Here is a 16,549-nt window from a genome sequence, read left to right as displayed (position 1 = left end):
CCCTGTTTTGCAGTGCCCTCTTAATTTATGGCTTTTTTAAAACTAATCAGCTTTTCCAATCGGAAGAGGACAGCTCTTATTCAAAAAACAAGTGCTTTATTTGAAGATTCATTAGCTCTTTAAGCAGCTCTTTGTTTATTTGAAAAGGCTACTGAGTGAACTTAATGATTTAAAAGGGTAAAAAAAGGAATGTCTCTTATGATAAGTGACATTCCTTTTTTTAGGATTGATTAGTAATTCCGCCATTATTAAAGCTTTATTAGTTGCCGGAGGAAATGCATGGAAACAACAAAACTATTAAATGGCTCTTTCCTCCATCTGATCCAACACTGACTTAATTGTTCATTCAATAGGTAACATGAGACGAAATATAGTTTCATGCGGTGAGGTTGATACTAAGAACAATTCACAATTATTAGCTTCAGCAAGTAATCGGCTTAATGGTAATCCAAGTCCTAATCCCTGCTGCTTCTTTCTTTTACTGTCTCCTCGATAATATCTTTCAAAAATATAAGGAATTTCGGGTTCTGCAATCCCTTTACCATTATCTAATATATCAAGGTATAGCTTTTTGTCTTCAATAGTCATGCTTAAGGTGATTTTAGTAGTTTCTGCTCCTGCACTATTCATTAAGAGGTTAAGTAGAATTTGCTTAATTTGACCTCTATCTGCTACTATTTTCAGTGGTTTGATTAAAGGAGAGGCATCAAATTCTATATCTTTAAAACCTTCTATGGAATGAACCTGTTGCATTACCTCTTCTATTACCTCCCAGAGAGGGAATAATACAAACTCTCCATGAACAGTGCTGGATTCTAATGACGCAAAATCTAATAAATCTTCTACCATTTTTTGCATTCTCTTAGCTTCTTCTAACGTTGTTACTAAAAATTGATCCGCTGTTTCCCCTGTGACAATACCTCCCTGGACGGCTTGAATCATCCCACGAATCGAAGTAACAGGGGTTCTTAATTCATGAGAAACGCCTGCAAGTAAATCAGTTCTCATTTGTTCAAGTTGTTGCAAACGCTTTGTCATTATCTTAAAAGAAGAAAATAGTTGTTGTAATTCAGCCTCTTTTACTTTGGTTGCTGAAGGAAGATTCGGTGAGTAATCTCCTTCTGAAACTTTTCTTGCAGCTTCAGTTAATTGATGTAAGGGAAGTATTAATTTTCTAGAAAGATGGTATATTACAAGCCAACCTCCAAATGCGATACCTAAAATAATGAGCACAAGAAGTCCATAGGTTTCTATATTTTCCGAAAACAATTCTGGTGAAGGGGTACTTAAATATAAAGCACCAATAACATTCCCATCTTTACTTAGAGGCATGCCAACACGCAGCCATGTAGCATCTTTATATTCAATTTTTTCTTTAGTCTTTTTACCGCTTAGAACACTTTCTATAGTAGGTGGTGTTTTAGCAAGAGACTCGGATATTGATATATCTAGACTCGAAAAGTTAACAAGATTATGACCCTCTTCATTAAAAACTTGCATAAAATCTTGAGCAACCGGACGTGCTACTTCCGTTGCTATTGCGGGTGTAGAAGGTGCAGCAGGTGTGATAGGTAATTGATCTTGCTGAAAATTTGGTTGTGATTGTATTATATCTATAGCGCGTATATATGAATCACTAAGTTGTTCAGCTCTCGCCTGTAGTATTTGAAAACTTTGTTGATTTTGATTTACTTTTAGCAATACACCAGCGATAATCCCTAAAATGATAAGAATGGCTATTAGTACACCCGCATATCTTCGAGTCCAAAAACGAAGTAAAGGGATACTTTTATCAGACTGTAAGCTAGTTAACACGTATCATATACCCCGTTCCACGTACCGTTTTAATTTCGCCCTCATCTGATGACCAATCACACAAGTGTTGACGAATTCTTTTAATTGAAGCATCTACAGCTCTATCTGCACCGTTATAATTCATACCCCAAACATAATCCAATAGTTGATCACGAGTAAAGCATTGATTGGGGTGTTTTCCTAGGAAAGCAAGCAGTCCCCAATCACGTGGTGACAAAGGAATTAATTCATCATAAAAAGAGGCTGTATGAGTTGTAAGATTTATTACTAGATGGCCTAATCTAATTATTTCATTATCTTCTAAATGTGAGGAACGGCGTAATACAGCTTGAACTCGAGCCACAACTTCCTCAGGATCGAATGGTTTTGTGATATAATCATCAGCCCCTTGTCCAAGCCCTGCTAGTCTTTCGGGCACACTACTTCTAGCTGTTAGGATAATGACAGGACAACTACCATATTGACGGATTTGTTTTAGAATCTCGAGCCCATCATTTTGAGGCAACATCAAATCCAAAAGTACCAATGAAGGTTTATAATTTTTAAAAAATTGAACTACATTACCTTCGCCTGAATGGGAAGCCACCGAAAAATCCTTTCTTTCCAAATATACTTTTAATATCTGAACAATTGGTAATTCATCCTCAATAAGTAAGATGCGCTTCACTACAAAACATCCTTTCTACAATACTTTGAAAAATAAGGCTAAGTCGGTAGTGTATAGCTGGAATATGTCGATAAAATGACAACGCCTCATTATTTCCTATCTAAGCAAGTGATTAAACTGTAGGTTACTACCCGTATGTCAGGGTGATACACTACATTTTTCACATCGTCATATTGTTGTCACATTAATTAGATAAATTAGAAGTGTGGGAAACAACATCCCATACTTTATCGCAGAGTGATTAAAAATAAGGAGGAATTTGGAATGAAAAAAATTCTATTAGTAGGCGCAACGACATTAGCAGTTTCACTAATTGCAGGATCAGCTTTAGCTTCTCCACTTTTTGAAGAGGAATCGACACCAGCAGTAGAATCGACACCAGCAGTAAAAGTGACACCAAAAGAAGAAAAGACAACAAAAGAGGGAACGACACCAACAGTAGAATCGACACCAACAGTTGAATCCACACCAGCAGCAGTAGTGACACCAGCATTTGAAGCGACAAAAAAAGAAACTGTAACAAAGTAGCAATCCAAATCGAAAAATTTTAGTGATCTGAGCTTTAAAGAGTATCCTAAACATGGTTGCAAGTACAATTTCACCTCAACCAACAAAAGAAATTCAGTGCATCTAGTTAGAAACTAATCCGGATCAGCTCGCTCTTTATCTGTTTAACGAAGTAGAAGTAACGGATTAGATGGTACTTTATCAACTCTTACATTAGTTGAAGACAATTCCAACTGATTGCCAGGTCCTAAAGAAAACTAATTAAAGTATAGAGCAAAGCGCCCATGTAAAAACGTGGGCGCCATTTGACGTTTACGAAGTAATGATTCACTACGGCTCTTAGTCATGTACATGTTTTAATCACGACCCACTGTTATGATGACATGAAAGCAAGTTCCGTTACTTTCATCGTCAGTAACAGTGATCGTACCGTTATGCTTTTTGATTATGCTGTCAACAGTTGAAAGACCTAAGCCTGTACCATCCAGTTGACGGGAGCGTGATTTGTCAACACGATAAAAAAGTTCTGTTTGTATTTGTCAGCAATGCCGATGCCTGTATCTATAATTTTGATTGAAACCTGTTCCTTACTTAATCTGTTTACAAAAACCTCAACTGTACAGCCGTCAATATTGTACTTAATTCCGTTTTCCACAAGGTTGTAAAAAGCACGATACAAATACCAAAAACAACGCTATTATCACAATCTAAGGTCATTGTAACATTCTTATCTTTAGTGATATGAGAAAGCTCAGAAATAATATCCTCAACAATATCCTTTACGCAAATGCGCTGCAGCTTTAAGGTGAATAGCTTTTCTTTTGCCTACCTAATTGATCGACTTTTACATAATCCAAATATCTTGTCTGTAATTATTTCTTCACTTACTCTCAAATATCCTCGTTCTTCTAAGTTAGGAGACATGAGTTTGATAATGCCCTGTAGCTTCTAAAACTATTGAAGCGGTTGTCGGCACTCACACAGTTACCCTTGTCACGGGCGAAGTTGTGACGCTGGAAAAAAACGCCGACGGCTTGCAATCAGTAACGCTTACTCCAAACCCTGATGGAACCGAAGTGGGTGTAACCACGTTGAGTTTGGGAGACGATTTCTACCTCATCCCGGATAAGGCACAACCGTACCTAGCAGCAAATGAGCTTGACCGCGAGTTGTTTAATATCACCAAGTTGGTCGAGTACGGCTACGACGACGCTCACGTCTCCGATATCCCGTTGATCGCGACTTACTCAGGCACAGAAAGTCATACGGACGAAGCGTTAGAACAGGCTGCTCCGGCAGGTTCAAAAAAGGACAAGGTATTAGATAGCGCTAATGGTGTGGCGCTAAAGGCGAGCAAGTCGATGTCGGCGAAGTTCTGGGAAGCGGTTGACGATGACAGCGCCAAAGCTGCGACCGCACCGCAACTTGCCGATGGCATAAACAAGTTGTGGCTTGACAAACCGGTGCAAGTGATGTTGGACAAGAGTGTTCCACAAATTGGAGCACCTACAGCATGGGCAGCAGGGTATGATGGCACAGGCGTGAAAGTGGCTATCTTAGATACTGGGATCGATCCGAATCATGCTGATGTTAAAAATGCTATCGCTGAAGGATTATGTAGATCACCACGGGCACGGTACGCATGTTGCTTCGACTGTCGCGGGATCAGGCGCTGCTTCTGGAGGTAAATATAAGGGCGTAGCTCCAGGTGCAAAACTTCTAATTGGGAAGGTGCTTAGCAACGCAGGATCAGGTTCTACATCCAGTATCATCGAAGCAATGCAATGGGCAGTTCAGGAAAAGGCCGATGTTGTCAGTATGAGCCTTGGTTCGGATGAACCAAGCGACGGAACAGATCCACTGAGTCAAGCGGTCAACAATTTGAGTGATACAAGCAACACACTATTTGTTATTGCTGCAGGTAATGCGGGTCCAGATAAGAGAACCATTGCAGCACCAGGGGCAGCCGAAAAAGCATTGACCGTTGGGGCAGTTGACAAAAGCGCAAACGAATTTTTGGCTAATTTCTCAAGTCGCGGTCCTGTCATCAATAATTTCAGAGCTAAACCTGAGATTACGGCACCAGGAGTAGCAATCGTAGCTGCTCGTGCAGCAGGAACCACTATGGGTACGGCCGTTGATAACTACTACACTAGTGCCAATGGTATATCAATGGCTACACCACATGTTTCCGGTGCTGCAGCCATTCTGAAACAAAGACACCCTGATTGGTCAGGAGACCATATTAAGCAGGTATTAACTGGTACTGCAGTAGCAAATACCCGCTACTCAGCTAATCAACAAGGTGGCGGACGTGTAGATATCACGAAAGCCTTAGAGGCTAACGTGTATAGCAGTCCTGCAGTTGTCAGTATGGGAGCCGGGTTTGTTGATACTAAACCAATAGAAAAGACATATAATTATGTCAACCCAACCGACAGTGATATGACATTGAATCTCGTCATGACAGCCAAGAATGAGAATCAAACAGCGGCACCGGCTGGAATGTTCACACTCAGCAAGTCAGTGGTCACTGTCCCAGCACATGGCAACAGTGAGATGAAGGTAACATTTGATACATCGCTTGGCACTATTGCCGATTATCAAGCAGTGGTAAAAGCTACTTCAAGTGACGGTAAAATCATTAACACGACTATTGGTGGAACAAAAACAGAACCATTAGTTGATTTAGTTATTAATGAGATCGATCGCAACGGAAAACCGGCTGGAGGCGATATGTTGTGGTTCAACCATGACACGGGGGTTGGTAAACAGGTATATCCTAATAGCAGCGGGAAGACCAGATTATCCTTGCAGCCGGGACGTTACGCGGTAATTAGTACACTAAACACAAATGACGAGGCCGGAATACCTCAGAACTATACCCTAGTCTCAGTGCCTTTGATAGAGCTAAAGAGTAAGGAGAATCAAGAAATCACGTTTGATGCCCGATTAGCCAAGGAGGTAAAAGTTACAACGCCTAAGGAGTCCGAAAAGCACTCTTGGAAAATGGGAGTTCGCGAGCGGTTGGACACAAACCACTTCGGAGTTGACTACATGAGGAATTTTAATGGCGAAACTCCCGCCTACGTGTTGCCAGTCAAGGCGCCAAATAATGTTGGCTTGTTCGAGTTCAACTTCCATTCTCGCAACTATGCCCCTGCAATCGAGGCATCCTATGATGACAATAAGAACGAGTCGATTCCGCTTCTGCCAGTGCACTTTGCGCCTAAGTTGGACGGGGATAAGACACTCCAAGAGGTCAACGTCGGCGAGGCACTGCCTGCGGATCTCAGCGGCATAGACATCCATGGAAAGCTAGCGGTCATCACCCGCGATTCGAAACAGAATCCGAGAGACCAAATAAAAGCAGTGATGGGTGCTGGCGCCGCAGGAGTGATCGTCGTCAATAACAACGGGGAGAGGGTCAATCTAGGTGTATTTACAATTGACAATGTCGTCATCCCGGCCTATACTCTTGGCCAAAGCGACGGAGAAGTGCTCTTCAACAGAATCGCCAATGGTCCTACCTGGATCAAGCTGCATGGAATCGCTAACAGTCCGTACGTGTACAATTATGCGTCGATGATTAATGGTGAAATTCCGGATAACCCTGTAGACGCGGTGACAGAAGAAAACTCTGCCGTAGTGAATGCCCACTACCGCAGGCCAAATGGCTGGTTGAAATCTGGCGACTGGGCTGTGGCATTACGTAAGGACGAAGGTGGCTACTTTGCGCTCTTGGATAAATTCGAGGAAAAAACACCGGACCGGGAAGAGTGGTACTCCACAGGCAACAAGACGGATATGAAGATTATGAGATGGGCCCATCAGTACTATCCGGACGTTACTGATATTACACGTAACATGAAGGACACATATCGCATCTACTCGCCGGGCGATAAGAAAGAAGAGACTTGGATGGGCGCGGCGAACGCTCCAACTGGACCGGAGAATACCTGGGCGTATCGCGAGGGAGACACCTTAAACCTTAACATCACTAATGATAACGGTGATAGCGAGCCGGGGCACTGGAGCTGGTTTGGAAATGGGAAAGACTTGTCCACTTGGGGGTTGTATCAAGACGGGAAGCTTCTCGCTAAGGGACCGGACACTACTTACCAAAGAAAGTACCCTGTCAGCACTGAACCGGCAACTTATAAGATCACAGCGGACACATCTCACCCAGAATGGTTCGGGTTCTCTCTGGCTACAACAACCAGCACAGCGTGGACGTTCAAGTCCCAGCGACCAACAGATGGGCAAGAAAACCTTGCGCTACTGTGGCCGAGGTATAACATTGGCCTAGATAATGAGAACCAGGCAAAGGGTGGCATTACCGACCACTTTGACCTGTCATTCGTCACTCAATCAGGTTCTACTCCAGACATTCAAGGGGTAGAGGTCGAAGTATCTACGGACGACGGCAACACATGGAGCAAAACAAAAGTGGATAACAGGAAAGATGGCAACTACAAAGTGTGGGTGAAAAACCCAGACACTGGCTACGTTTCGCTTCGCATCAAGGCATGGGACGCAAACGGTAGCCAGATCGAACAGACTATAATTAAGACCTACGCTGTGCGCTAACACTCGCGGCAGATACAATAGATTTTCATAAAGTGCAGTGGCTAAATATATAAAGCTACCAAGTAAATACCGATTGCTTTAGTTAAAGATTGTGGAGTTGCTTTGGCAACTCCTTTTCTTATTGAACTCCCATGAAAATTAAAATCAAAAATGAGCAAATTTAAACAGACCCAGTAAAAACTTTTTTTAAGAAAAGCTAAGCATTGGAAGATATATTTTTAAGCTGTTTGCTTATCTGAACAAAAATCCTTCCTCTAGTAAAAAGTATAGGATGATTGGCAAGTGCAACAGCGTGAGTAGGATTAATCTCCCATGAGCTACCCATTAAGGGCGCGACATTCTGTGATACACCGTGGTTGTTGGAGTCAGACTAACGGTTGGGCTCTACGGCACCATAGTTCATCGACAGCGAGCGGCAAACCTCGTTGCCGAGGAACACGGGCCCTACTCAACTCATAATTTTCTTGTTGTATTCTGTAAAAATAGTATTATACCAAAACATGAATTCCCTCAAATTCTATTTTAGATAAATCCGATTGAAACAAAGCAGAAAAGTAGAATATTCTATATATTTTAAATTTTTTTAATAAATATCAACATTTTTTATCATTTTTCACGGAATTCACCCAAATTAAAAATCCAAGTGAAACAAAGAGAAAAGATAGAATATTCTACAAATTCTAACTTTTTTATTAAAAAAATCAAAATTTATTATCATTTTACACGAAATTCCCCCAATTTACTGTCTATATAACGCCAAAGTATAATTTGAAATGGCGAGAAAATTGTCAAAATATTTTAGGGGGGAGAAGTAACTAAGGGAAATGAAGTATTTGTTCTATCTATTTAAATTATGAAAGGATTGAATAATGTATGAGGCATCGTAAAATGAACAGGATGATCATTTCAACCTTGCTTGCATGTTTTACTCTGTTAGGCAACACAGTTTCGACATTTGCCATGACAGGCGGAACAGCTGGCAGCACTGATCATTCTGCTAAAACTGTAAACACTAGTACTTCTGCCCAATTAGGTAGTAATAGCAACTTTGACCAGAATCAAGCGGGACAATTGCAGAACTTATATTTGCAAAAGCTTCAGTTTGACCCGAAGCTGCTAGAAAAGTCAAATTCACTAGATTTAATTGTTCAATTTGATGTTGATCCAGCGCCAGTTCAAATGATGAATCAACAAAAAAATAGTTCTTCAGCTGGTGTTAAAACATTCTCTGTTAATAAACAAACACTTAAAAGCGCTGAGGAAGCTGTCAATCAAACTCATAGCAATTTTAAGAGTTTCGTAACCAGTGAATCTAGAACTTTGAGAGCCGCTGGCGTATCTAACCCTATTAAAATAGGAAGTGAGTATACTCAAGTATTTAACGGCATGGCTGTAAAAATGCCTAGTAGCGCCATTAATGATATGTTGGCACTGCCGTACGTAAAGAGCGTTTATCTCAACGTTAAGTATGCGCCAATTCCTTCTACACAGGTGATAGACGTTCCTACGAGCATTACAGGTGACGGAAAGGTTTCCGCACAACAAACGAACTCAAATTTTTTGCCCGTTATACGTTCGAATCGTAATAAAGTACAATCAACTAGCGGGACTAATGATAGCCCTGCTATATCAAAAAATTCATCTAACCCGATGACTGTGCCTGTTACTGCTCCAGGTCCAGAAGGCCCACAATCGGGTGAAACAGCAGTTCTCGATTGGTTGAAAATCCACGATCTTCAAAATGAAGGCATTACAGGCAAGGGCGTAAAAGTCGGCGTTCTTGACACAGGACTCGACTATAACCACCCAGACCTCGCTGGTGAATATCAAGGTGGTAAAGATTTTATAGACAATGATGACGACCCGATGGAAACGGTATATTCTGACTGGTTGGCTGCGAAGAATACGAATGATGCTCTTCCGCCAGAACAGAGAGATCCAAACTTCCCGACAGATTACCGTCAATATATTACTTCACACGGAACTCACGTTGCCGGTACAATTGCAGGTCAATCACGTAACAACTCTCTATATGCTCTTAGAGGTGTTGCGCCTGAAGTACAGTTATATGCTTATCGTGTATTAGGTCCTTACGGAGGTTCTGATGAGTCTGTTATGGCTGGAATCGAACAATCCTACAAGGATGGGGTTAAAGTAATTAACTTATCACTTGGTGCGAATTATAACGATTCGTTATCATCTAATTCTGTTGCAATCAATAACATTACTGACCTTGGCGTAACTGCTGTTATCGCTGCGGGCAACGCCGGTCCAGGCGCTGGCACATTGGGAACCCCAGGTGCTGCTGCTAAGGCGATTACGGTCGGAGCTATTACTTACCCGAAACAAGTTCCAACATTTGATATTCATTCCTATGGTGTAAATGAACAAGAATCATTTGCCATTACTAATACTCGTTTGATTGGAAATGATTTTAATGAATCAAATACCAAACTTAGCGGTTCGACTCAGTACGATATTGTTGATGCTGGATACGGTACTCTTGCTTCGTATGATGATCTTCGAAATGAAAATATCAGCGTTGCAGATAAAGTTGTACTTGTAAAGCGTGGTGCTGGGCCTGTTAACCAGCTTATGATGTATGCAGCTGCACAACATGCTAAAGCCATGATTTTGTGGACTCCGAGCGACAATCCTAGTCTTATCGTTGATGAGCAAGGGTTTTATCCATTTTATCTGGGCCCGTTAGGCGGTGCAGTCTACACATTGCAATTAAGCAAGAATGACGGAACAAACTTCTATAATGCTTTTAAAAACGGTACGATTAAGACGATCTCCGTTACGAATGCAAAAAACTACTTGATGGGCGGAAATACGCTTGCGCCTTTTAGCTCGACTGGTCCAGTTACAGGTTCGTTGGCAATCAAGCCTGACGTTGTTGCGCCAGGTGTCGATGTTTTCTCGACCGCGCCTTATGATATTTGGGAACCAACTAACACAGACTATTCGAATGCTTACCAAACGATGTCAGGTACATCGATGGCAACTCCTCATGTTGCCGGTATGGCTGCATTAATTTTGGCAGCTCATCCGAACTATAAGCCTGAGGATGTTAAAGTAGCATTGATGCAAACTTCAGACCCTATTGACACTCAAAAAAGTCTATTTCAAATCGGTTCTGGTAAAACGGATCCTTATCAAGCTGTGCATACAGATATGCTATTTAAGGTAAAGGACTTTGTTCAATCACGCTCGTCAACCGATGAGTCATCCAGTTCCAATATTATTAGTGTAGAAAATACAACATCTTCATTTTCGTTTGGCTATACACCGCGTGAAGAAGACGGTTCTGTTTCGAAAACAGGCGACTTGTATATCACCAATAACGGTGCTGCGGCTAAAACTTTCGACACTACGAGCGTTTTCTTTAAGGATACGTTTGTGAGAGACGGACAAGATGGTGCAAAGGAAGGCGCTAAAATTAGTTTAAGTGATGAGACATCGCCTGCAACGGAATTAACTTCGATTACTGTTCCCGCAGGTGGCACGATTCATCTTATAGCAAAGTTCACTATGCCTGCTTCGGCTGCAAGTGGATACTACGAGGCATATATTAATTTTGTTAATGCAGCCAGCTCTACTGAAACCTATCGTATTCCTCTTGCTATTAACATTCAAAGTAGAGGTATAGAATTCAAGGTTGAAAGAAAAGCATTTACACTTGGCGGTAAGAAAAATTTTAATCCTAATACGTTCGCCGTTCTACCGGCAGCTTTTGCAGGAGTTAGAGTGAAAAGTCCGATTGACCCTACTTTTGGCCTTAAGCTTTATGTCATGGATATAACAGGCAGTAATTATATAGGTTTTATCAATGCATTTAGCGCTTCTAACTTTACGCTAGGGGATTTAAAGCATGTATCTTTTATGCTAAACGGGGTTTACAATCCTTATCCTGCTCCTATTTCCAAGGATGATCCTAATCTTTCTGTGAAGCTTACACAGCAATTGTCACAGACAAAAGTAACTGACGAAGGCGGATACGTCATACAGGCTCGTGCAATTGACGCTTCTACCGGCAAGCTTTATGAATTAAACAGCTCAGTTTATGTCGATAACACTGCTCCGACAATGCAAATGGATGCAGGTAGCGAACCGGGCATTTATGAGATTGACCCTAACGGTCCTACGACAGACGGCGGGTTAAAATGGTTCTCAGGAAAAGCTTACGACTCAAACGTTGATTATATGAAGAATGTTGGTAAGGAAACAGCAGTTCCTAAACCACCGGTCTATGACACCGATACGAACGTGAGCCAATCTTTGGGTAGAATAGACGGTATGCTAGGCGACTCAAATTCTGCGCCGTATGTAAATTACTTCCTGGACTTAGACGCAGACGGAAAATTTAAATTTGGTATATCCAAAGATGACCTCGTGAATACGGATAAAGACCCTTATAAAGAAATGTGGGGGACACAGTTCAGAATTTACCCTGAAGATTATTCCTATGCAGGAAATCTTGAAACTCAAGGAAGATATTATTACTTTGTTAAAAAAGGTAACGAGTATGTCGTTAACAGAACGGAACGTTTGGATTCACCAGGATCGACCACGTTAAATGGGATTGACCCTGCTTTCCTTGTTGACAAAACATTAATCTCTAAAGGCGATAACTTTAAATCAACGTTGTCTATTAAATATCCTAAAAATGTTGTTGGCGCAAAGTTCTATATCGACGAGCTTCCGTTTGCAGATATTAAGAATATTGACTTTAGTGAAAAATACAAAGCATTTTTAGCATCCAAAGGTATTACAACGGATAAAAGTTGGATTCATCAAGACCTGGATATAAATGAAAATTTTATTTTCAGTTTCAATCTCCCTGCAAGTGTTCAAGCCCAAGGTGTATTGAATTCAGCAGATACAATGAGCGACGGCATTGCACAGGAAATGCCTATCCTTGATATTACTTACAAAGTTACAAACGATGCCGGATACGATACGATGTGGCTTATCGGATCGGGTGCTTTACCGGAAATCACAACGTACAACGGTGGTACCACCGGATTTCATCAAATTCCAACCTTCCTTAATAAAAATCTTTACATTAAAGGCGGAGCCTATATCAGCGGCAGTATTAAACCGGAAGGATTCCAATCTTATCCGACATCTAATGTATACGGAGGAACATCGCCAATAACTGATAATGGATCAGGCTTCGAGGTTAAATTTGAAGATCCTAATACAGGCGGTATTACTTCTGTATTGCAAAAAATGAAAGACCCTGGAAGCGCCCCTTCAAGTGAAGACCCAGGCATAAATCGGGTTGGACTATTTACAACGGATCTTCCTACGCAAGCGGGGACTATGCCATACAATTTTACAATGAAAATGCCGGGACATTTAACTTACTATGGAACTTTAGCCGTGAGCAGTTCGGGACAATATGGTTATGCAGCAGGAGGAAACTTTAAAGTTCCTAATGGTATTATGCTTGCGGGTGATGTGAATGGCGATGATGTGATCGATATGAGAGACATCGAGGCGGAAAGTGCTGCATACAATGCCTATGTTGCGACACCGTCAACTTACACAAGAGCAGCTGATTTAAACTTTGACGAAGTAATTGATTATAATGATTTTAGTTACATTGTCAAAAACTTCGGAAAATACAATACAACTGCTTCTAATGCAGGAGCATTAGAACGAAGTATGGTATTAACTACGAGTGCAGAGATTCAGTTAACTGGATTTAATACGGTACCAAGCGGTTCGGATCTAACTGCGTTTAACACTGTAGTAAAACCAGTACCTTATATCAAAACAAGCGATCCAAATGCTTTCGTAAATTACGGCAAAGTAAATCCGTTTCAATTGTTTTCTGTAGTTTATAAAACTCCAGATGCTGCAACGGGTGCTTCAACAGTTACGCCAATAGAGGATGCTGCGTGGAGAGCCGCTATAGACGGCGCTGGAGGACAAATCCTTATTGATGGAGTCGACCGTAAAACAGCTACAAATGTGTATAATGGCGTTACAACAAATTCGATTTTTGAAAGAATTGTTTCTGGCAAAGGACAATACGAATTTGATCCATCGTTGTTCGCAAAATCAGGAGCCCACACGATTGTGTTTAAAGCTCCGGGCTATATGAATCGCACCTTGAAATTTAAAATGCAAGATGGTATCGGTAATAACTTTAACCTACTTACGCCGAATAATAGTCCAACAACTGGAAAAGCGTTAACGTTTAGCCGTGAAGATGGTACAGGCTCCACAGCCGCGCACTATCGCGATATTTGGCAACCGAATATTACTTCAATAACTGTAACAGATCCAGACAATAACGTTGTTGCAACCTATAAGGGAACTGAACTTGCAGCGCTCTTTAACCAAGTGACACCGGCAAACGCAACAACATTTAACTTTACAATTCCGGCAGGGGTTTTCTCGACACCTTCGAAACAGATCGGACGATATATGTATGATTGGAATATTACTATAGCAGCGGACAATTACTCAACGTATACATTTTCGCAAAGAATTAATGCTTTCGCGCCTCCAACGTTAACTGCCGAATCGAATCGATACTTTAATGATAGTAACTCAAACCCGATTTCTATGGGAGTTGGAGCTACAAACGATACACAAGCGTGGAGAGATGCGATTACAGCCGTGCAAGTTGGCAGTACTACGATTCCGAGAGCGGACTTTGCAACTAAAAACATTACTATAGGTGCACCTGGAACGCCTATACAGATTGATAAATCACTGATTACAGCACCAGGAATCATAACGATCAACGTGATCGCAACAAATTACCAATCTGTGAAAGTTGAACAGCCTTTCTACAAACAAGGTATAACACTTACAAAACCGGCAGGTACAATATATGCTGGACAAGAGCTAGTAATGACATTTAGTCCTGATACAGCAGCAAAGGATTGGATATCAGCAGTAAAGACTAGTGGCAATATTAAATTTGGTGGAAATACAATCAAAACTAGAGTTGTTATTGATGAAACAGCAGGAACATTAACGATTCCATATGATTTGGTAAGAACAGATGGTGGTGCTGCAGTTTCAAGGAGTTTAATTGTTACAGCTCCGGGTTATGCTGACAATACTGTAAATGCAACTGTTACACCGCAAACTGCGCCAGCAATTACGCTTTCCACGCCTGCAGGAACACCGCAGTTTGGCGACACCATTACGTACACAATTAACGGTGACGATAATCCATTGTGGAGAAGTTCAATTTTACTTGCGTCAACGTCAGATCAAACAATTGACAATGGCGATGTTACAATACGATTCACATCAGATACATCGGTAAAACCTTTTGTAACAACATTAGTAACAAATGGTACCGGGGCAGTAACGATTGACGGAAATGCAACCCAGTCGAATACTGCTGCAGGTAATAAGAACATTAAGTTCAAATCGCCATACTTTGCACCTATTACAATTGCTCAACCATTTGCTCAAAGAACTGCACCAACGCCTACTTTGACACCAAGTGGTATTGGCAAGTCGGTAATTATCACTGTACCGAACAATGCTGAAAACATGAAATGGGCAACAGCTGCAAAGGCAGTTTTAGGTGATATTACGGTAGGAGGAGTATCATTTAAAGCGGATACAACTATATCGTCAGATGCAAAAAATATCACACTTTACCTCCCAAGTAAGGCGTTTCCAGAGACAGGAAATATTGAGATTAAGTTTAAAGCGTATTCCTATCCAGATACGACAGTAACTCAAGTAGTTAAGAGCAACCCGCCAGAGTTTGCTTCAAAAATTGCTTATATTCAAGAAGTTAAACCAATTACTATAAGCTACACATCGGATTCAGCATGGTTAGAAAAAGAACCAGTTGTTTCGATGAATGGCACACTAGTTGATCCGAGTAAATACAAGCTTTCAGCAACTGAGTTGACATTTGTTGATAGATCATTGTTCGACGCATTAGGTGATTATAAGTTTACAGTTTCCGCGCCTGGTTATATCGATGCCACATTTGATATTTTCGTAAGTGACGAGTTGGCGCATTTGATCATCGCAACTGCGAGTGATTTTGGAACAATTAACCCGACCGGCGGCGTTTTTGTGAATCACGGAAAAGACCAAACGTTCACGATCACACCAAACAGGGGATTTGAGATTGCTAAGTTGGAAATTGATGGTGTGGATTCAAAGGCAACAAACAACACCTACACATTTACTAACATAACGAGCAATCATACAATCAATGTAAAATTCAAACAAATCGTTCACACGATCACAGCAACTGCAGGTGATCATGGTAAAATTAGCCCGAGCGGAAATGTTACAGTGAATGATGGAACAGATCAAACGTTCAAAATCACACCGAAAAAAGGTTGTAAGATTGCTACGTTGAAGGTTGACGGAGTGAATGTTATGCCTAAAAATAATGCCTACAAAATTACTAACGTAACGAAAAATCATACGATCAATGTAACGTTCAAGCAAATCGTTCATACGATCACAGCAACTGCAGGTGATCATGGTAAAATTAGCCCGAGCGGAAATGTTACAGTGAATGATGGAACTGATCGAACGTTCAAAATCACACCGAAAAAAGGTTATAAGATTGCTACGTTGAAGGTTGACGGAGTGAATGTTATGCCTAAAAATAATGCCTACAAAATTACTAACGTAACGAAAAATCATACGATCAATGTAACGTTCAAGCAAATCGTTCATACGATCACAGCAACAGCAGGAAGCAATGGTACAATTAGCCCGAGCAGAAATGTTACAGTGGTTGACGGAACAAATAAAACGTTCAAAATCACACCGAAAAAAGGTTATAAGATTGCTACGTTGAAGGTTGACGGAGTGAATGTAAAGCCTAAAAACAATGCATATACATTTACGAACGTAACAAGGAATCATTTGATTTATGTAACGTTTAAACGAAAATAAGTTCAGATAATAATGAAACAGTAGTTATTTCGAATGATGAATTAATCAAGTTATAATAAA

6 protein-coding genes and 1 pseudogene are annotated in these 16,549 nt (G+C 41.0%); 4 read left to right on the top strand and 3 right to left on the bottom strand.

Going from position 1 to position 16,549, the window contains the following annotated elements; all coding sequences use genetic code 11:
• Window positions 1-342: 342 nt before the first annotated feature.
• Together C8K15_RS05375 and C8K15_RS05370 are read right to left on the bottom strand one after the other, a co-directional pair.
• On the bottom strand, window positions 343-1,815 hold the full coding sequence (locus C8K15_RS05375; RefSeq protein ID WP_233260385.1) for a sensor histidine kinase: 1,473 nt from the start codon (window positions 1,813-1,815) through the stop codon (window positions 343-345).
• Window positions 1,805-2,482, bottom strand: a complete 678-nt coding sequence (locus C8K15_RS05370) for a response regulator transcription factor (RefSeq protein ID WP_108585403.1) — start codon at window positions 2,480-2,482, stop codon at window positions 1,805-1,807. The genes C8K15_RS05375 and C8K15_RS05370 overlap by 11 nt, the downstream gene beginning before the upstream one ends.
• Before the next feature lie 264 nt (window positions 2,483-2,746).
• On the opposite strand from C8K15_RS05370, the gene C8K15_RS05365 reads away from it, so the two are divergent.
• Window positions 2,747-3,010, top strand: a complete 264-nt coding sequence (locus C8K15_RS05365) for a hypothetical protein (RefSeq protein ID WP_108585402.1) — start codon at window positions 2,747-2,749, stop codon at window positions 3,008-3,010.
• 335 nt (window positions 3,011-3,345) lie between these two features.
• Here C8K15_RS05365 and C8K15_RS21315 read toward each other — a convergent pair.
• Window positions 3,346-3,644: pseudogene (locus tag C8K15_RS21315) on the bottom strand (ATP-binding protein).
• A gap of 352 nt (window positions 3,645-3,996) precedes the next feature.
• Here C8K15_RS21315 and C8K15_RS05355 point away from each other — a divergent pair.
• The 3 genes from C8K15_RS05355 to C8K15_RS05345 all read left to right on the top strand — a co-directional run bounded on the left by C8K15_RS05355 (window position 3,997) and on the right by C8K15_RS05345 (window position 16,489).
• Entirely contained in the window at window positions 3,997-4,677 is a 681-nt protein-coding gene (locus tag C8K15_RS05355; RefSeq protein ID WP_108585401.1) for a S8 family peptidase, read from the top strand.
• Window positions 4,571-7,579 (top strand): S8 family serine peptidase, encoded by a 3,009-nt coding sequence (locus C8K15_RS05350; protein ID WP_108585400.1) that lies wholly within the window; start codon window positions 4,571-4,573, stop codon window positions 7,577-7,579. The genes C8K15_RS05355 and C8K15_RS05350 overlap by 107 nt, the downstream gene beginning before the upstream one ends.
• Before the next feature lie 888 nt (window positions 7,580-8,467).
• A complete protein-coding gene (locus C8K15_RS05345; RefSeq protein ID WP_158268259.1) occupies window positions 8,468-16,489 on the top strand; it encodes a S8 family serine peptidase in 8,022 nt (2,673 codons plus the stop codon).
• Window positions 16,490-16,549 lie beyond the last annotated feature (60 nt).

Source organism: Paenisporosarcina sp. OV554, assembly GCF_003058165.1.
In the GTDB taxonomy this organism is placed as follows: Bacteria; Bacillota; Bacilli; order Bacillales_A; family Planococcaceae; genus Paenisporosarcina.
Note: the sequence above shows the minus strand (reverse complement) of the source record. Positions and strands in the feature narration are given on the sequence as shown.

What these genes read in the sequence shown, in the direction of transcription:
- C8K15_RS05350 (WP_108585400.1), top strand. Translation starts at nt 4,571, where the DNA reads ATGCTGATGTTAAAAATGCTATCGCTGAAGGATTATGTAGATCACCAC.
- C8K15_RS05365 (WP_108585402.1), top strand. Translation starts at nt 2,747, where the DNA reads ATGAAAAAAATTCTATTAGTAGGCGCAACGACATTAGCAGTTTCACTA.
- C8K15_RS05345 (WP_158268259.1), top strand. Translation starts at nt 8,468, where the DNA reads ATGAACAGGATGATCATTTCAACCTTGCTTGCATGTTTTACTCTGTTA.